The sequence below is a fragment of the Bradyrhizobium sp. USDA 372 genome (genome assembly GCF_053629095.1).
The window spans coordinates 4872923-4891267 of record NZ_JBRJHR010000001.1 but is presented as its reverse complement, the minus strand read 5'-3'; the positions used below and the strand labels follow the sequence as shown (position 1 = coordinate 4891267).

The window sequence follows — 18345 nt, the reverse complement described above, 5'->3', positions numbered from 1 at the left end:
GGCCGGTCGAATTGAAAGCTGGTAGCCATACCAACAAGGCAATCTTTCCACTGTCAAGTATTGCGTTTGGCGCCGTGTCCGATGCGGCCACCGCAATTCCAAGCAGCGGAATTCGGGCCTTCCAGGTCTACCAGCCCGTCATTGCGAGCGAAGCGAAGCAATCCAGAAATGTATCCGCGGAGACGGTCTGGATTGCTTCGTCGCAAGGGCTCCTCGCAATGACGCGGCGAGAGCTGCAGATGACACCCTACCCGATCAGATCCGGATTGATCAGCCGCTCGAACGAGAACATCTCGTCCCACTTCTCCTGCGTCAGCAGCTTGCGCTCGACCACCACGATCTGGTGCAGCGACTTGCCGCTCTTGTAGCCCTCGCGCGCGATCTCGGCGCATTGCTTGTAGCCGAGCAGCGGCTTCAGCACCGTGACGATGCCGAGCGAGTTCAGCACCATGTTGCGGGTGTGCTCCTCGTTGGCGGTGATGCCGACGACGCAATTCTCGCGCAGGCTGTTGACCGCGCGCTCCATGGTGCGAATCGAAAAGAACAGCGCGAACGAGATCACCGGCTCCATCACGTTGAGCTGAAGCTGGCCGGCGCTTGCCGCCAGCGTCACCGTGGTGTCGAGGCCGATCACGAGGAAGCTGGTCTGATTGACGACCTCGGGGATCACAGGGTTGACTTTGCCCGGCATGATCGAGGAGCCCGGCTGCAGCTGCGGCAGGTTGATCTCGTTGAAGCCGGCGCGCGGGCCCGAGGCGAGCAGGCGCATGTCGTTGCAGATCTTGGTCAGCTTGCTCGCGGTGCGCTTCAACACGCCGGAGAGCTGCACATAGGCGCCGGTGTCGGAGGTCGCCTCCACGAGATCGCCGGCGAGGATGAAATCGACGCCCGTGAGCGCGCTGAGGTGGCGGACGGCGAGCTTGGGATAACCGACCGCCGCAGTGACGGAGGTGCCGATCGCGCGGTCGCGCCGAGATTGATCTCGCGCAGCAGCGCGCGCGCTTCCGAGATACGGTCGACCTCCTCGCCGATCGTGGTGCCCCAGCCCCGGAATTCCGCGCCGAGCGACATCGGCACCGCATCCTGCAGATGCGTGCGGCCCATCTTCAGCACCCGGTCGAACTCGCGCCCCTTGGCGAAAAAGGCTTCCTGGAGCTGGCGCAACGCCGTCATGTAGCTCTCGAGCCGCAGGATCAGGGCGAGGCGAAAGGCGGTCGGATAGGTGTCGTTGGTGGACTGGCCGTAATTGACGTGATCGTTCGGACTGACGTGCTGGTAGTCGCCCTTGGCAAAGCCGAGCGATTCCAGCGCGAGGTTCGCGATCACCTCGTTGGCGTTCATGTTGGTCGACGTGCCGGCGCCGCCCTGGATGAAATCGGTGACGAACTGATCCATCATGTCGCCGGCGATGACGCGGTCGCAGCCGAGGATGATGGCGTCTGCGACCTTGGCGTCGATCGCGCCGAGGTCGCGATTGGCCATCGCGGCGGCCTTCTTGACGTAACCGAGCGCCTTCACGAAGTAAGGCTCCTGGTTCATCGGAATGCCGGTGATGTGGAAGTTCTCCTTACCCCGGATGGTCTGGACGCCGTAATAGATGTCGTCGGCGATCTCACGCTGTCCGAGGAAGTCCTGCTCCGTACGGCTCATGGGCGCTCCTTGGTTCTCGCGCGAGGGCCTTCAGTTCTGGCACAGCGCGCTGGTCACGAAAGTGTCGGTGCGGCAGTCGTCCGGTTTGCGTTGCCGGCCGGGGATCAGGACCTTGGCGGAGCATTTTTCCGCGGAATCGGCGTTCAGGCTCTTGCCTTCCTTGTAGCCCTTGCCCTGGCAGAGCTGGTCGGCCGCCTGCTTGCAGTCGGGTGCGCCGTTCGCAGAGACCGGGCAGATCACGCGCCCCGACACCATGGTCGAGGGCTTGGCCAGCCGCGACAGGTCGTCCATGGTTTCGCTGGGGCTTTTGATCGGCGGCAGGATCGAGGGCAGCTTGTCGAACAGCTTGCCCATTTCGTTGATCAGCCCGGGATTCTCCTCAGCTGCCGGCGGCGCCGATGGAGCGGGCGTCGACGGCGGCGGGGCGGCCTGCGCCCCCTGCTCCCGAAGGCCGAGCGTCGGCGGGGCGGATTGCGGCCGGGCTGTTCCGCCGGCCGCGAGAAGGAGCAGCAGCGCAGCTGACATCAGCGTCCCAGACCGTGCGGCCGGATTGCCGGATCGAACCATCATGACGGCAACCGTAACCGAAGCCGGCGCGGCGGCAAAGCCGCCGCCCTAGATCAGCTTGACGGCGATGACGAAGCCGAGCACCAGCACCGCGGCGCCGATCGCAACCCAGAGACCGAGATGCTTCTCGATCCGAACCCGGATCCAGTCGCCATAGCGGTTGAGCAGGATCGCGACGACGAAGAAGCGCCCGCCGCGCGCGACGATCGAGCACAGGATGAACAGGATGATGTTGTAGCCGGCAAAGCCCGAGGTGATAGTGACGAGCTTGTAGGGGATCGGCGTCAACCCCTTGAGCAGGATGATCACCGCCCCCCATTCAGCGTAGGAGGCCCTGAAGGCGTCGACCTTGTCACCGAGGCCGTAGACCTGGATCAGCCACTGGCCGACCGAGTCGAACAGCAGCGCGCCGATGGCATAGCCGACGACGCCGCCGATCACCGAGGTGATGGTACAGACCGTTGCATACACCCAGGCGCGCTGCGGGCGCGCCAGCGACATCGGGATCAGCATCACATCCGGCGGGACCGGAAAGAAGGAGCTTTCGGCGAAAGACACGATGCCCATGATCCAGAGCGCGTAGGGCTTGTGGGCGGCGTCGATGCACCAGTCGTAGATACGTTTCAGCATGGCGCCGCGATGAAGCACCATGGGACGGATTTGTCCATCGCCAGTTTTTGGGCGATTTGTGACGTTTTCAGTGGCGCTTGCGCGCGGCGCGGCCGTCGAGCGCGACAATAGGCCGCCGCGAGGCCATGCGCGGTGACGCGACTTTGGGCAATTTCGCCGGCGTCTTCGGCAGTTTCTCGGCAATACCGAGCATGTCCTCCCGCCGCGTCATTTCCCGCCAGACGTCCTCGGGGCGTACTCCGGCCGACGCCCACAGCACGGTGAGATTGTAGAGCAGGTCGGCGCTTTCCCGGATCACGGCCTCACTATCGCCATTGACCGCATCGATGACGACCTCGATCGCTTCTTCGGCCAGTTTCTTCGCCATTTTTGAGGGCCCACGCTGAAACAGCCGGGCTGTGCGCGATGTTGCCGGATCAAGATCTCTGGCCGCGAGCACAGCCAGATATAGCCGCTCAAGCGAATCACTCATGGTACTCAAAACTACTCGAAACAAATGGCCGGCGTGTTAACACGCGGCAATATAAGCAAAAAACAAGCCGCCGCGGCAAGCGCGACGGCCTGTTCGCCGATGACGTATGGCCGATCGGTTAATAGCAGCTATAGCCGGAATAGCCGTGGGCGCAGGGGTTTTTGTAGCCGCCATAGGTGTAGCGGTTGCCGGAGTCGTAATAATAGGGACCATAGCCGGGGCTGCTGTAATAGACCGGGCCGCCCTCGTAATAGTAACCCGGACCCGGATCATAGGCGTAGGCATTGCGGCTGGCTGCGATCGCGAGGCCGGTCGCGGCCAGGCCGAACATCGCGGCAGCAGCGGCGCCGCCACCACCACCATGCCAATGACGGCCGCCCGCGTAGGAGGCGCTGGGGGCAGCGGCGGTCAGGGCCACCACGGCAGCCGTGGCAAGAACGGCCTTGCGGCCGACGAACTTCGAAAAGCTGTCAAACATGATCTGGACCCTCCTTGGGACCTCGGATTGTGCCTGACGACAGGCTGATGTCTGTCAAACACTCGCCCCCTAAGTAGGTTCCCCAACCCCAACACAAGCTGAACGGGGTTGCGTAACGATGCCGCAAGCCCGCTCATCCACCGTTCATGTTCGCGCGCGCACGCTCGTCGCGGGCCGGCGCTGCAAGCCGTCACGAAACCATAACAATGCGGGGCCGGCGCGACCGATGTCCGGATTCAAGACGATCGCCCTTCAGTGCCTGCTGGCCCTTGCAATCCCGTTCGCCGCATTGAGTGTGCGCAAGGCCATTGCGGCCGAGAGCGGCGCTCCCTCGACTGCCATCCATTTCACCTTCGACCGTCCCATCGATGCGAGCATGGCGCCGTTCTTCCTTGCGGCGAAGGACGGCAGGTTCGGCGCCGAGCGTCTCAACGTCTCCTTCAACAGCGCGAGCGGATCGCCGGAGGCGCTCGCACGACTCGCCAAAGGCGACAGCGAGCTTGCGCTCGTTGACATCAACGAGCTGATCCGGTTTCGTGACAAGGACGATGCGGCGCCGGTCAAGGCCGTGTTCGTGCTGTTCGACCGCGCGCCTTACGCGATCGTCGCGCGCAGGAGCCGCGGTGTCCGCGTCCTGCCCGATCTCGACGGCAAGACCGTCGGCGTTGCCGACGGCGATCTATCGATGCGGCTGTGGCCGGCACTGGCGCAGCAGAACGGCATCAAGGCATCGCACGTCAAATTCCACAAGATCGGCGCCGCGGTGCGCGAGCCGATCCTGTCCGCAGGACAAGTCGATGCCGTCGCCGGCTTCAGCTACCTCTCGGCGGTGAACCTGCGCGATCGCGGCGTGCCCGAAGCCGATCTCGTCGTGCTGCGCTATGCGGATTACGGCTGCGAAGCCTACGGCTTTGCCGTGGTGGCCAACACCGCCTTCGCCGCGTTGAAGCCGGATGCCGTGAGGGGCTTCGTCCGCGCCTTGATCGCGGGCATCAAAGCGACGGCCAGGGAGCCGGCGCGGGCGGCGGAGCAGGCCGCGAGCCGCATCGACGACGGCGACCGCAATCTGGAGCTGGAGCGCTTGCGCGCCGTCCTTGCCGACAACATCCTGACCGAGGAGGTCAAGCGCAACGGCGTCGGCGGCGTCGAGCCGGCGCGCCTGGAGCGCTCGATCGATCAGATCGCGCAGGACTTCAAATTCCGCAAACGGCCGACGGCTCGCGACGTCTTCGACGACCAGTTCCTGCCGCCGCTGGCAGAGCGGCTGATCAACTGAGCAAAACTGCAAGCTTGCGCTGTATCTCGCGGCGGTCCCTGCTTAGAATGTGGGCTCCCTCGTCGCCGAGTCCCTCGCCCACATGTCCATTCTCCGTCTCTACACCCGCGTTCTCGAGCTGCTCGGCAAGGAGGCGCGGCTCGGCTGGGTGCTCGCGGTCGCCAACCTCCTGCTGGCGGGATCGCAGTTCGCCGAGCCGGTGCTGTTCGGCCGGATCGTCGACGTGCTCTCGGGCAAGGCCGTGGCCGGCTCGAGCTCGGCCTGGCCGTTCCTGGCCGCCTGGGTCGCGTTCGGGCTGTTCACCATCGTCTGCAGCGCGCTGGTGGCCTTGCAGGCCGACCGGCTCTCGCATCGCCAGCGCCAGGCGGTGCTGACCGATTATTTCGAGCACATCCTGCAGCTGCCGTTGACCTTCCACTCCGGCACCCATTCCGGCCGGCTGATGAAGGTCATGCTCAACGGCACGGACGCGCTGTGGCGGCTGTGGCTCGGCTTCTTCCGCGAGCATTTTGCCGCGATCCTTTCGGTCCTGGTGCTGCTGCCGCTGTCGCTCTACCTGAACTGGCGGCTGGCGATCCTCTTGTTCGTGCTCTGCATCGTCTTCACTGGCCTGACCACCTTCGTTGTGCGCAAGACCTTCGGCATGCAAATGGAGGTCGAGGAGCATTACAGCGAGCTCTCCGCGCGCGCGTCGGACGCGCTCGGCAACGTCGCGCTGGTGCAGAGCTTCGTGCGCGTCGAATCCGAGGTCAAAGGACTGCGCTCGGTCGCCGACGAGCTGCTGGCCGCGCAGATGCCGGTGCTGTCGTGGTGGGCGCTGGTCACGGTGATCACGCGCGCGTCCACCACCATCACGGTGCTGGCGATCTTCACCCTCGGCATCGCGCTGCACGACCAGGGCCTGACCTCGGTCGGCGAGATCGTGATGTTCGTGAGCTTCGCGACGCTGCTGATCCAGAAGCTCGAGCAGGTGGTGAGCTTCATCAACAGCGTGTTCATGGAAGCCCCGCGCCTGCGCGAGTTCTTCAATGTGCTCGACGCCGTGCCCGCGGTGCACGACCGGCCCGACGCAATCGATGCCGGCAGGCTGTCGGGCCTCGTCGAATTCAACGACGTCACGTTCTCCTATGACGGCAAGCGGCCGGCGATCGAGGACCTCACCTTCACCGCGCTGCCGGGCCAGACCATCGCGCTGGTCGGCCCGACAGGGGCAGGCAAGTCGACCGCGATTGCGCTCCTGCATCGCGCCTTCGATCCACAATCCGGCGTCATCAAGATCGACGGCATGGACGTGCGCGGCGTCACGCTGACCTCGCTGCGGCGGAACATCGGCGTGGTGTTCCAGGAAGCACTGCTGTTCAACCGCTCGATCGCGGAGAATTTGCGCGTTGGCAAGCCGGATGCGACCGAGGCCGAGATGCGCAAGGCGGCGGAGCGCGCGCAGGCGCTGGAATTCATCGAGCGCAGCGGCGGTTTCGAGACCAATGCCGGCGAGCGCGGCCGCATGCTCTCCGGCGGCGAACGGCAGCGGCTGTCGATCGCCCGCGCCCTGCTGAAGGACCCGCCGATCCTGATCCTGGACGAGGCGACCTCCGCGCTCGACGCCGTCACCGAGGTCAAGGTGAATGCCGCTCTCGACGAAGTGATGAGGGGCCGCACCACCTTCGTGATCGCCCATCGCCTCTCCACCATCCGCAACGCCACCCGGATCCTGGTGTTCGAGAATGGACGCGTGATCGAAACCGGAACTTTCGAGGAACTCGTGGCTAAAGGCGGCCATTTTGCCGAGATGGCCAAGGCCCAGTTCATGGTGCAGGAGAACGCACGGGCCAGCGTGACGGCCGCCGAGGCTGCCGCGACAGCTGCCAAATCCCCCTAGCAAGTCCCGAGAGGACCGTCGAAATTCGGCCTACTTCGTTGCGGAATACCCGCCCGAAGCCCCTATTCTCGACGCACCAGCCGGTATAGGTTTGCGACGCCGCAAGCGGCGGCGCTGGATTTCAGAACCGACAATCAGATCACGAGAACCGACCCTCTCGGGCGCGGATCTCCAAGGACCGGAATCGGATAGTGCACGCCCTTCGCCCGCTGCTTCGCAAATCCCTGTTCAACCTGTTCGCTGCGACGCTCGCCTGTGCCGCGTTGCTCGCACCGCACGCGGCGGACGCCGAAGCGCTCCTGCTGATCGAGGCCGACAGCGGCAAGGTGTTGCAGGCCGAAAACGCGACCATTCCGTGGTATCCGGCCTCCGTCACCAAGATCATGACAGCCTATGTGACGCTGAAGGCGGTCAAGGACGGCAGGCTGACGCTCGACACGCTGCTCACGGTGTCGCCAACCGCGGCCTCGCAATCGCCCTCGAAGATGGGGTTCCGCCCGGGAACGCAGGTCACCGTCGACAACGCGCTGAAGATGATGATGGTCAAGTCGGCGAACGACATGGCCGTGGTGCTCGCCGAAGGCGTCGGCGGCTCGGTCGACGGCTTCTCCGCGGTGATGAACGACACCGCGAGGAAGCTCGGCATGACCCAGACGAGCTACGTCAACCCGAACGGCCTGCCCGCCGAAGGCCAGGTCACCTCGGCGCGCGACCTCGGCATCTTGGCGCGCTCGTTCCTGCGCGACCTGCCGGAGTACGAGTACTTCGTGCACATCCCGGCGATCCGCTTCGGCAAGCGCGTCACCGGCAATTTCAACAAGCTGATCGGCCGCTATCCCGGCGCCGACGGGTTCAAGACCGGCTTCATCTGCGCCTCCGGCTACAACCTCGTCGCCTCGGCCACGCGCAACGGCCGCCGGCTGATCGCGGTGGTGCTCGGCGCCAATTCCGGCACGGCGCGCGCGGTGAAGGCGGCGCAGCTGCTGGAGCGCGGCTTCGCTCAGGACAACCTCACCTGGCTGCGCCCCTCGCTCGGCACCGTCGACAATCTCGTGCCGGTCGATGCCACGCCGCCGAACCTGCGCGACGAGATGTGCGGACCCAACCGCAAGCGGCCGGCCAGCGACGACGACGATGCGCTGATTGCTGCCAATGGCGGCGCGACCGGATCCGCCTCCGCCACCGGCGGCGCCGCCCAGTTCACCTTCTTCACGGCCGGCCTGCAGCCGCCGCTGATGAAGGCTTCCGAGCTGATGGCCTCGGCCCCCGCGGCCACAGAGCCCGTGCAGGTCTATACCGGCCCGACCCGCACCGGCACGGCCTTGATCGCCGCGGTCGCGGCCGATGCCGGCCAGCAGGCCGCGTCCAAGCCGCGTGGCAAGAAGTCGCGCGTCGCCAAGAAGCCAGACGCCGCCGACAAGCCCAAGGAGGGAAACAAGGAGGCTGGCACGAAGACCGCGGCGGTGAAGCCCGACGCCAAGCAGGCTGACGGCAAGGGCGACGGCAAGACCGGCAGCCAAACCGGCCGCTGCCAAGCCGGCCGGCGCCAAGCATGCTGCGGCCAAGCCCGATGCGGCCAAACCTGCCGAGAAGCCTGCAAGCGGCGACCAGGCCGCCAAGCCCGCCAAGCCCAAGGCTGCGAAGCCGGCCGCTGCCGCCAAGCCGGCGAACAACAGTTAACGCCTCTCGGAATTGAGCCAGCCCGCGCTTCGCACCTGCGGCAGCGGGTTTGCGATGATTCCAGTGGCGACACCCCGACCTTTGCCCTAAGCCACGATGGCTTGCCACCCGTTCCGGCAAGCTGGATACTGGCGGCAACGAGGCAAGCCCGAGGACAACGGGCCCTGGTCAATGAGGGGAGTCTTCCATGGAGCGCATCTGGCTCAAGCAATATCCGCCCGGCGTGCCCGCCGATATCGAGCCGACGCAATACGCATCGCTGGTCGACCTGCTGGAGGAGAGCTTCACCAAGTTCGCCGACCGCAAGGCGTTCATCTGCATGGACAAGTCGATCAGCTATCGCGACCTCGACCAGATGTCGGTCGCGCTCGCCGCGTACTTGCAAGGCCGCGGACTGCAGCGCGGCGCGCGTGTCGCCATCATGATGCCGAACGTGCTGCAATATCCGGTTGCAACCGCCGCCGTGCTGCGCGCTGGTTTCGCGGTGGTCAACGTCAACCCGCTCTATACCCCGCGCGAGCTCGAGCACCAGCTCAAGGATTCCGGCGCCGAAGCCATCATCGTGTTGGAGAACTTCGCTCACACCGTCGAGCAGGTGATCGCGAGAACGCAGGTGAAGCACGTCATCGTCGCCAGCATGGGCGACCTGCTCGGCTTCAAGGGCGTGATCGTCAACCTCGTCGTCCGCCGGGTCAAGAAGATGGTCCCGGCCTGGTCGCTGCCAGGCTCGGTCTCCTTCAACGACGCGCTATCCGCCGGCCGCGGCATGACGTTCAACAAGCCGAAGCTGTCGCCGGGTGACGTCGCCTTCCTGCAATATACCGGCGGCACCACCGGCGTCTCCAAGGGCGCCACGCTGCTTCATCGCAACATCGTCGCGAACGTCCTGCAGAACGACGCCTGGCTGCAGCCGGCGCTCAATGCGCCGCCGCATGTCGAGCAGCTCATGATCGTCTGCGCGCTGCCGCTCTATCACATCTTCGCGCTGACGGCCTGTTATCTGCTGGCGGTGCGCGCCGGCGGCTGCAACCTGCTGATCCCGAACCCGCGCGATATCGCCGGCTTCGTCAAGGAGCTGGCGAAATACCAGGTCAACAGCTTCCCGGCCGTGAACACGCTCTACAACGGCTTGATGCACCATCCCGATTTCAAGAAGCTCGACTTCTCCAAGCTGAAGATCTCCAACGGCGGCGGCATGGCGGTGCAGCGCCCCGTGGCCGATCAATGGAAGGCGATCACCGGCTGCTTCATTGCCGAAGGCTACGGCCTGTCGGAGACCTCGCCGACGCTGACCTGCAACCCGGCGACGGCAACCGAGTTCACCGGGACGATCGGCATCCCGGTGCCCTCGACCTACATCTCGATCCGCGACGATGACGGCAACGAAGTCCCGCTCGGCCAGGCCGGCGAGATCTGCGCCAAGGGCCCGCAGGTGATGTCCGGCTACTGGAACAGGCCGGAAGAGACCGCCAAGGTGATGACCGCGGACGGCTTTTTCCGCACCGGCGACATCGGCGTGATGGACGAGAAGGGCTACACCAAGATCGTCGACCGCAAGAAGGACATGATCCTGGTCTCGGGCTTCAACGTCTATCCGAACGAGATCGAGGAAGTGATCGCGAGCCATCCGGGCGTGCTCGAATGCGCCGTGATCGGCATCCCCGATTCCAAGTCCGGGGAAGCGGTGAAGGCCTTCGTGGTGAAGAAGGACCCGAACCTCACCGCCGAAGCCGTGATCAAGTTCTGTCACGAGCAGCTCACCGGCTACAAGGTGCCCAAGCACATCGAATTCCGCAACGACCTGCCGAAGACCAATGTCGGCAAGATCCTGCGCCGGCAGCTCCGCGACGAGAAGAAGGCGGAAGCGGCTTAAAGGCACGCCTCTCGGCTCGATGGGGCGCGCCCACGCGCCCCATCGTCATTGCGAGCGTAGCGAAACAATCCAGAGTTATTTCCGCAGAGACAGTCTGGATTGCTTCGTCGCAAGAGCTCCTCGCAATGACGAGAAAATTGCGACCGTCGCCTCATCACAGCGCGGTGAAGCCGTTTCCCTCCGGCGGTAAAATGCTCTAGAACAGCCCCCGGCCCATTTCCATGGAGAAACGACGATGGCGATCCAGATTGGCGACAAGCTGCCCGAGGCGAAATTCCGCGTGATGACGGCGGAAGGCCCGCAGGTGAAGACCACCGACGACGTCTTCAAGGGCAAGAAGGTGGCGCTGTTCGCGGTGCCCGGCGCCTATACCGGCACCTGCCACAAGATGCATCTGCCGAGCATCTTCCTCAACGCCTATGCCATGAAGGACAAGGGCGTCGACACCATCGCCATCGTCTCGGTCAACGACGCCTTCGTCATGAACGCCTGGAAGCGCGACACCGACCAGCGCGACGAGGCGATCTTCCTCGCCGACGGCAATGCCGACTTCACCAAGGCGATCGGCATGGAGCTGGACGCCTCCGCCAACGGCCTCGGCATCCGCTCCAAGCGCTATTCGATGCTGATTGAAGACGGCGTGGTCAAGAAGCTGAACCTCGAGGCGATGCCCGGCAAGGTCGAGGTGTCGGGCGGAGATACGTTGCTCGGGCAGCTGTAAGACTCTGGTCATTCCGGGGCGCGCGCAGCGCGAGCCCGGAATCCATCTCACGTCACAACGCGTAGAGGAATGGATTCCGGGCTCGCCCTTCGGGCGCCCCGGAATGACACCTACTCCCTCACCCGCTGCTGCAACCGCGCCATGGCGATGCCGTCGCGAGCGAGCTGATCGGCGCGCTCGTTCTCGGGGTGGCCAGCGTGGCCCTTGACCCAATGCCAGCGGACTTCGTGCTGCTTCAGCGCGGCGTCGAGGCGTTGCCATAGCTCGACGTTCTTCACCGGCTTCTTGTCGGCGGTACGCCAGCCGTTGCGCTTCCAGCCGAAGATCCAGCCGGTGATGCCCTGCCGGACATACTGGCTGTCGGTATAGAGATCGACCGTGCACGGCCTCTTCAACGCTTCGAGCGCCGAGATCGCCGCCATCAATTCCATCTGGTTGTTGGTGGTGTGCGGCTGGCCGCCGTTCAGCTCCTTCTCCTTGTCGCCGAACTTCAGGATCGCGCCCCAGCCGCCCGGCCCGGGATTTCCCGAGCAGGCGCCGTCGGTATAGATCGTGACATTGGGAAGCTCGCTCACGCCACCAGCCCCGACGGCGTCAACCCGTAGTCGCGCACGCTCGTCACACTCTGGTGGAAGCGCAGCTTGCGAACATATTCCAGCGGGTCCTTCGGCTTGACCAGCGCGCCCGGCGGCACGTTGAGCCAGTCGACCAGCCGCGTCAGCAGGAAGCGGATGGCGGCGCCGCGCGCCAACAGCGGCAGCGCGGCCTCTTCGGCTTCGCTCAGCTGGCGCACGCGGCCATAGGCGTTGAGGAAGGCGCGCGCCTTTGTGACGTTGAAGGAATGATCAGGCTCGAAGCACCAGGCGTTGAGGCAGATCGCGACGTCATAGGCCAGCATGTCGTAGCAGGCGAAGGTGAAATCGATGATCCCCGAGAGCTTGTCGCCGAGGAAAAAGACGTTGTCGTTGAAGAGGTCGGCATGGATCACGCCTTCGGGCAGGTTGCTCGGCCAGATCCCGCTCGAGAGATGGTCGAGCTCGGCGGCGAGGAAGGCGCGCAGCCCCGGCTGCACCTCGTCGGCACGGTTCGAAGCCGCATCGAACAGCGGCCGCCAGCCCGCGACCGACAGCGCATTGGCGCGCCGAACCGCGAAATTGGCTCCGGCCAGATGCATCCGGGCCAGCCCCTCGCCGACCCCGGCGCAATGGGTCGCGTTCGGCTTGCGCGGCCAGACGCCTTCGAGAAAGGTGATGATCGCGGCGGGCCGGCCTGCGAGCTCGCGCAACGCCTCGCCGTCGCGTCCCCGCACGGGCAGCGGACAATTGACGCCGTGCTCGGCGAGGTGGGTCATCAGTCCGAGGAAGAACGGCAGATCGTTCTTCGCCACGCGCTTTTCGTAGAGCGTGAGGATGAACGAGCCTTTGCTCGTGTGCAGCAGGAAGTTGGAGTTTTCGACGCCCTCGGCGATGCCCTTGTAGGAGAGCAATTCGCCGAGATCGTATTGCTTCAGGAAATCCGCAAGCTCGTCGGCGGCGACGTCGGTATAGACCGCCATAAAGGTCTACTCGGCGGCAGCTTCGGGGCGCACCTGACGCGGCAGCGGGAAGAACTCATTCTCCTCCGCGGCCGAGACCGTCTCCACGTGCAGCGTGTAGCGCTCGGCGAAGGCGTCCATGATCTCCTCGACGATCACCTCCGGCGCCGACGCGCCCGCCGTGATGCCGAGACTCTTGATGTTGCCGAACCTGCCCCAGTCGAGGTCGGCGGCGCGCTGCGCCAGCACCGCGATCTTGCAGCCCTCGCGCTCGGCAACCTCGCGCAGGCGCTGCGAGTTCGACGAATTGGGGGCACCGACGACGATGAGCGCGTCCACCACCGGCGCCACCTTCTTCACCGCGAGCTGGCGGTTGGTGGTGGCGTAGCAGATGTCTTCCTTGTGCGGCCCGTTGATGTTCGGGAAGCGCTCCTTGAGCAGCGCGACGATCTCCGCGGTGTCGTCGATCGACAGCGTGGTCTGGGTCACGAAGGCGAGGTTGTTGGGATCCTTCGGCGTGATGGTCTTGGCATCCTCGGCGGTCTCGATCAGGGTCACGGCGCCGGGCGGCAGCTGGCCGAGCGTGCCGACCACCTCGGGATGGTGGGAATGGCCGATCAGGAAGATCTCGCGGCCGCGCTTGAAGTGGATCGCGGCCTCGCGATGCACCTTGGTCACGAGCGGGCAGGTCGCATCCAGCGAGAACAGGTTGCGGGACTGGGCGTCGGCCGGAACCGACTTCGGCACGCCGTGGGCCGAGAACACCACCGGGGCGGTGGTGTTCTCGGGGATTTCGGCGAGCTCCTCGACGAAGATGGCGCCCTTCTTCTTCAACCCATCGACGACGTACTTGTTGTGCACAATCTCGTGGCGAACATAGACGGGGGCACCGTACTTATCGAGCGCCCGTTCCACGGTGTCGATCGCCCGGACCACCCCGGCACAAAAGCCGCGGGGAGAACAAAGCACGATCTTGAGGTCTGGTTTGGCTGACATTGAGCGATCTCGGGACCGAATCACCCGTTTCGCCTTCTGGCGGGGGCGGTCGATGGATGGGAATTAGGCTTAAAACTGTCGGCTTGAACCCTACAGCGGTTCAAAGGGAATTGGGCCCCCTTTCGGGCGGTGTCAAGGCACTATCTATAGCAGAACCATTGCATGGCTACCCCCTCCGGGCTTATATAGCGCGAATTCCCTGTCATCGCTGATGACCACCGGTTTCGCCTCCAGAGGGGTGGGCGAAGCACAAAGGAGATTTGCCATGAGCAACGCACCTCTGATGCCCAAGGCGACCGCCGTTTGGCTGCTCGACAACACCGCGCTGACCTTCGATCAGGTCGCCGATTTCACCAAGATGCATCCCCTCGAGGTGCGCGCCATCGCCGACGGCGACGCCGCCCAGGGCATCAAGGGCATGGATCCCCTCTCCAACGGCCAGCTGACCCGCGAGGAGATCGAGAAGGGCGAGAAGAACCCCGACTACCGGCTCCGCCTCCAGGAGAGCAAGGTGGTGCTTCCGCCCCAGCCCAAGCGCAAGGGCCCGCGCTACACCCCGGTCTCGCGCCGCCATGAGCGCCCGAGCGCCATCCTCTGGCTGCTGCGCAACCATCCGGAGCTCAAGGACGCTCAGATCATGCGCCTGGTCGGCACCACCAAGAGCACGATCGCCAGCGTGCGCGACCGTACCCACTGGAACACCTCGTCGCTGACCCCGATCGACCCGGTCACCCTCGGCCTGTGCTCGCAGATCGAGCTCGATTTCGAGGTGCAGCGCGCGGCGAAGGAAAAGCCGATCGACGCAGCCTATGGCGGCGCCACCCTGCTGCCGGCGTCCGAGACCACCAAGAAAGACGAGTTCGAGCCTGCCGAGCGATCGAGCGACGACCTCAACGTCGACGCCGTGTTCGCCAAGCTGAAGACGCTCGGCGGAAAGAAGCAGGACCAAGAGGAGGAGTAGCCCCCTCCTCGACGATCGAACGCACGAAAAACGCGGCAAGGAAACCTGCCGCGTTTTTTTTTGCGTGTGAGAGCGCGAGCGTCGAGACGGACGCCGCAAACGCCTCAGAACTTGTACGTCACGCCGGCGCCGACCAGCCAGGGATCGATATGCGCTGTGCCGGTGACCGGCAGGCCGGAGACGGTCGCGCTGTAGTTCGGGCGCAGCCAGAGCTTCTTGACGTCGACGTTGAGACCCCAGTGCCGGTCGATCATGTAGTCGAAGCCGAACTGGACGGCAGCGCCCCAGGCATTGCTGACGTGCAGGTTCGTTGTGGTGGCGACGATCGCGGGCGGTCCGACGATGGCCGCCGGCACGTTGGCGGCGGAATTGTTGAAGAACACGGTGTAGTTCACGCCCGCGCCGACATACGGCTTGAACGCGCCGAACTGGTCGAAGTGATATTGCAGCGTCAGCGTCGGCGGCAGCAGCGTGGTCTTGCCGATCGGCAGGTTCGCGAGCGAGCCGGTGCCGCTGATCGAATGTCTGGTCACGCCCAGCATCAGCTCGGCCGCTATGTTCTTGGTGAAGAAATAGCTGATGTCGAGCTCGGGGACGACCTGGTCGCTGATCGACAGACCTGAATTCGGCGACGACAGCGAAGGCACGCCCGCGACATTGACGGTGCTCCCGCCCGCATCCGGCAACACGCCGAGCACCCGCAGGCGCACCATCCACGGATTGAACGCCTCCACCGGCGGCGGCGCCTTCTTGTAGGCCGGCAGATCTGCGGCCTGCACTGATGCAAGCGTGCCCACGAGCAGCGCGCCGAGTGTCGCGATCCGCGCCAAGTTTCTTATCGTTCCATCCATTGCAATCCCCTTCAACCATGTCCGCGCATCGTTGCGCGACATCAGCGTCAGAGCAGAAAGAGGACGGTGAAGGATTTGATGCCGATCAAACCAGGACCATCGCGACGCGATTGACCCCCGGCGTTGCAGATGTGTCACGGAAGGCGCGAATCCGAAGCGGGCGGCAACATAGTGCCGCAGCTCACATCATGGGCGCACGGGGTTGTTCAACATGTACTCGCCGAGATCGCGCTGGCGGCGATCGGCGCGCGCGGTGGCGGCGTTGCGCTGGACGTCGCGGTCCTTGCGGCAGGCCACGTATTCCGGCGAGCCTTGCGCATAGCCGCGGCTCTGGCACACCGCATCGTCATCATCGCCGCCCATCGCCACCGGATTCTGGTAGCGCGCCGAGCAGGCGGAAAGAGCGATGGCGAGAGCTAAGGCGGTCAGCAGGCGTGGCGCGGCGGCAAGTGGCATCGAGGGTCCCTTGTTGACCGACCCTGTTTAGCGCGGAATGAGGAGATTGTAAGTCCCCGGGCGCCGTTCCACGCTCGCTGTCATTCCCCGCGCAGGCGGGGAATCCAGTACGCCGCGGCGGTCATTGGCTCACACAATCGCCGCGGGGTACTGGATCACCCGCTTCCGCGGGTGATGACAGTTGAGTTGGGGACGACCTCGCGCCTCGCCCGTATGACCGCAGAACTTCCTCACACCCTTCCCTTCAGCGCCTCGCCGATCTCGTCGAGCGCCTTGGGATCCTCGATCGTCGCCGGCATGGTCCAGGATTCGCCGTCGGCGATCTTCTTGATGGTGCCGCGCAGGATCTTGCCGGAGCGCGTCTTGGGCAGGCGGCCGACGGTGATGGCGAGCTTGAAAGCGGCGACCGGGCCGAGCTTGTCGCGCACCAGCGCGACGATCTCCTTCTCGATCTCGGCGGGCGGGCGCTTCACGCCCGCCTTCAGCACCAGGAAGCCGCAGGGCACCTCGCCCTTGATCGCGTCCTTGACGCCGAGCACGGCGCATTCGGCGACATCGGGATGCGAGGCCAGGATCTCCTCCATGCCGCCGGTGGAGAGACGATGGCCCGCGACGTTGATGATGTCGTCGGTGCGGCCCATCACGAAGACATAGCCGTCCTCGTCCTTGTAGCCGGCGTCGGAGGTTTTGTAATAGCCGGGGAATTCGCTCAAGTAGGCTTCCTTGAAGCGCGCGTCCTGATTCCACAGCGTCGGCAGGCAGCCCGGCGGCATCGGCAGCTTGATGACGATCGAGCCCATGGTGTTGGGGCCGACCGGCTTTGCCGCTTCATCGACGACATCGACCTGGTAGCCCGGCATCGGCACCGTCGGCGAGCCGTGCTTCACCGGCAGCATGCCGAGGCCGACCGGATTGCCGGCGATGCACCAGCCGGTCTCGGTCTGCCACCAATGGTCGATCACCGGCACCTTCAGCTGCTGCTCCGCCCATTCCACGGTCGGCGGATCGGCACGCTCGCCGGCGAGGAACAGGGTGCGGAATTTCGAGAGATCGTACTGCCGGATGAATTTCCCTTCCGGGTCGTCCTTGCGGATGGCGCGGAAGGCCGTCGGAGCGGTGAAGAAGGCGACCGCCTTGTGCTCGGAGATCACGCGCCAGAACGCGCCGGCGTCGGGCGTGCCGACCGGCTTGCCCTCGTACATGATCGTGGTCGCGCCGTGCAGCAGCGGGCCGTAGACGATGTAGCTGTGGCCGACCACCCAGCCGATGTCGGAGCCGCACCACCAGACCTCGCCCGGCTTGACGCCATAGAGGTTGAACATCGACCATTTCACCGCGACGAGATGCCCGCCATTGTCGCGCACGACGCCCTTCGGCACGCCGGTCGTGCCCGAGGTGTAGAGGATGTAGAGCGGATCGGTCGCGGCGACCGGCACGCAAGCCGCACGCTTGCCGTCGTTCAGCGCCTTGCGGCGCAGGCTGCCCCAGTCGTAATCGCGGCTCGGCGTCATCTCGCAGGTGAGCTGCGGACGCTGCAATACGATGCAGGCCTTCGGCTTGCTGCCGGCAAGCCTGATCGCCTCGTCGAGCAGCGGCTTGTATTGCACGACGCGGCCCGGCTCGATGCCGCAGCTGGCGGATAGGATCAGCTTGGGCTGCGCATCGTCGATGCGGGTGGCAAGCTCCTTTGCGGCAAAGCCGCCGAACACCACCGAGTGCACCGCACCGAGCCGCGCGCAGGCGAGCATCGCGACCACCGCCTCCGGCACCATCGGCATATAGAGGATGACGCGGTCGCCCTTAGTGACGCCGAAATCCTGCATGATTGCGGCGAGCGCCTGGACCTCGTTCAGCAGTTCGGCATAGGTGAGCTTGGTGACCGAACCCGTCAGCGGCGAATCATGGATCAGCGCGACCTGGTCGGCACGTCCGCGTTCGACGTGGCGGTCGAGGGCGTTGTAGCAGGTGTTGACGACGCCTCCGGCAAACCAGCGGCCGTAGGTTCCTTGCGAGGGATCGAAGATCTGTTTCGCAGGCTCGATCCAGTCGATGTCCTTGGCTGCCTCGGCCCAGAACCCTTCCGGATCCGCCAGCGAACGCGCGTGGACCTCGTGATAGCTGCTTTTGCCCTGGACGTTCATGCCCGCGCTCCCGTTCCCTTTGTTCGCCTGGCCCTGACCTGACGACAGGACGAGCGTCCCGCCATGACCAGGATCAATTGCCGGCCTTGTTTGACGGGTATTTTCCCGGGAACGGGCCGCGGTTCAAGCCGAAAAGAACGCGTCTTCTCCCTGTCCCCGTTCTTGCAGGGCAAGGGCCAA

General features: G+C 64.9%; 15 protein-coding genes and 2 pseudogenes. 6 read left to right on the top strand and 11 right to left on the bottom strand.

Annotated features, from left to right (window positions below; all coding sequences use genetic code 11):
• Positions 1 to 247 precede the first annotated feature (247 nt).
• The 5 genes and pseudogenes from AB7M16_RS23105 to AB7M16_RS23085 form a co-directional block, all read right to left on the bottom strand.
• Positions 248 to 1650 (bottom strand): annotated as a pseudogene (locus AB7M16_RS23105) (aspartate ammonia-lyase).
• 30 nt (positions 1651 to 1680) lie between these two features.
• Positions 1681 to 2220 (bottom strand): hypothetical protein, encoded by a 540-nt coding sequence (locus tag AB7M16_RS23100; protein ID WP_439365602.1) that lies wholly within the window; start codon positions 2218 to 2220, stop codon positions 1681 to 1683.
• Between the two features lie 45 nt (positions 2221 to 2265).
• The gene (locus AB7M16_RS23095; RefSeq protein ID WP_246570560.1) at positions 2266 to 2847 is read right to left on the bottom strand and encodes a YqaA family protein; all 582 of its coding nucleotides are present in this window, start codon (positions 2845 to 2847) and stop codon (positions 2266 to 2268) included.
• Positions 2848 to 2914: 67 nt separating this feature from the next.
• The gene (hisE, locus tag AB7M16_RS23090) at positions 2915 to 3319 is read right to left on the bottom strand and encodes a phosphoribosyl-ATP diphosphatase (protein WP_172785232.1); all 405 of its coding nucleotides are present in this window, start codon (positions 3317 to 3319) and stop codon (positions 2915 to 2917) included.
• Positions 3320 to 3437: 118 nt separating this feature from the next.
• Positions 3438 to 3797 (bottom strand): hypothetical protein, encoded by a 360-nt coding sequence (locus tag AB7M16_RS23085; protein ID WP_172785101.1) that lies wholly within the window; start codon positions 3795 to 3797, stop codon positions 3438 to 3440.
• Positions 3798 to 4023: 226 nt separating this feature from the next.
• On the opposite strand from AB7M16_RS23085, the gene AB7M16_RS23080 reads away from it, so the two are divergent.
• The 5 genes and pseudogenes from AB7M16_RS23080 to AB7M16_RS23060 all read left to right on the top strand — a co-directional run bounded on the left by AB7M16_RS23080 (position 4024) and on the right by AB7M16_RS23060 (position 11226).
• Positions 4024 to 5073 (top strand): ABC transporter substrate-binding protein, encoded by a 1050-nt coding sequence (locus tag AB7M16_RS23080; RefSeq protein ID WP_453945322.1) that lies wholly within the window; start codon positions 4024 to 4026, stop codon positions 5071 to 5073.
• Positions 5074 to 5155: 82 nt separating this feature from the next.
• Positions 5156 to 6952, top strand: a complete 1797-nt coding sequence (locus tag AB7M16_RS23075) for a glucan ABC transporter ATP-binding protein/ permease (RefSeq protein ID WP_172785103.1) — start codon at positions 5156 to 5158, stop codon at positions 6950 to 6952.
• A gap of 191 nt (positions 6953 to 7143) precedes the next feature.
• Positions 7144 to 8632: pseudogene (locus AB7M16_RS23070) on the top strand (D-alanyl-D-alanine carboxypeptidase family protein).
• Positions 8633 to 8819: 187 nt separating this feature from the next.
• Complete coding sequence (locus AB7M16_RS23065) at positions 8820 to 10505, top strand: long-chain fatty acid--CoA ligase (RefSeq protein WP_439402150.1); 1686 nt, start codon at positions 8820 to 8822, stop codon at positions 10503 to 10505.
• Positions 10506 to 10740: 235 nt separating this feature from the next.
• Entirely contained in the window at positions 10741 to 11226 is a 486-nt protein-coding gene (locus AB7M16_RS23060) for a peroxiredoxin (protein WP_172785106.1), read from the top strand.
• A gap of 110 nt (positions 11227 to 11336) precedes the next feature.
• Here AB7M16_RS23060 and rnhA read toward each other — a convergent pair whose 3' ends face one another.
• From rnhA to ispH, 3 genes are read right to left on the bottom strand one after another with little or no spacing between them, the layout of a single operon-like run.
• Positions 11337 to 11801: a ribonuclease HI gene (gene rnhA / locus AB7M16_RS23055; RefSeq protein WP_212254030.1), complete on the bottom strand. Its 465-nt coding sequence runs from the start codon at positions 11799 to 11801 to the stop codon at positions 11337 to 11339.
• Complete coding sequence (locus AB7M16_RS23050; protein ID WP_172785108.1) at positions 11798 to 12781, bottom strand: homoserine kinase; 984 nt, start codon at positions 12779 to 12781, stop codon at positions 11798 to 11800. Before AB7M16_RS23050 ends, rnhA begins: the two co-directional genes overlap by 4 nt.
• 6 nt (positions 12782 to 12787) lie before the next feature.
• Entirely contained in the window at positions 12788 to 13756 is a 969-nt protein-coding gene (ispH, locus tag AB7M16_RS23045; RefSeq protein WP_172785109.1) for a 4-hydroxy-3-methylbut-2-enyl diphosphate reductase, read from the bottom strand.
• A 265-nt stretch (positions 13757 to 14021) separates the two neighbouring features.
• Here ispH and AB7M16_RS23040 point away from each other — a divergent pair, with 265 nt between their 5' ends.
• A complete protein-coding gene (locus AB7M16_RS23040) occupies positions 14022 to 14717 on the top strand; it encodes a DUF1013 domain-containing protein (protein ID WP_172785110.1) in 696 nt (231 codons plus the stop codon).
• A gap of 104 nt (positions 14718 to 14821) precedes the next feature.
• On the opposite strand, the gene AB7M16_RS23035 is transcribed toward AB7M16_RS23040, so the two are convergent.
• The 3 genes from AB7M16_RS23035 to AB7M16_RS23025 form a co-directional block, all read right to left on the bottom strand.
• Positions 14822 to 15568, bottom strand: a complete 747-nt coding sequence (locus tag AB7M16_RS23035) for an OmpW/AlkL family protein (protein WP_453945321.1) — start codon at positions 15566 to 15568, stop codon at positions 14822 to 14824.
• 186 nt (positions 15569 to 15754) lie between these two features.
• Entirely contained in the window at positions 15755 to 16024 is a 270-nt protein-coding gene (locus tag AB7M16_RS23030) for a hypothetical protein (RefSeq protein ID WP_172785112.1), read from the bottom strand.
• Between the two features lie 230 nt (positions 16025 to 16254).
• Positions 16255 to 18165, bottom strand: a complete 1911-nt coding sequence (locus AB7M16_RS23025) for a propionyl-CoA synthetase (protein WP_453945320.1) — start codon at positions 18163 to 18165, stop codon at positions 16255 to 16257.
• Positions 18166 to 18345: the final 180 nt, after the last annotated feature.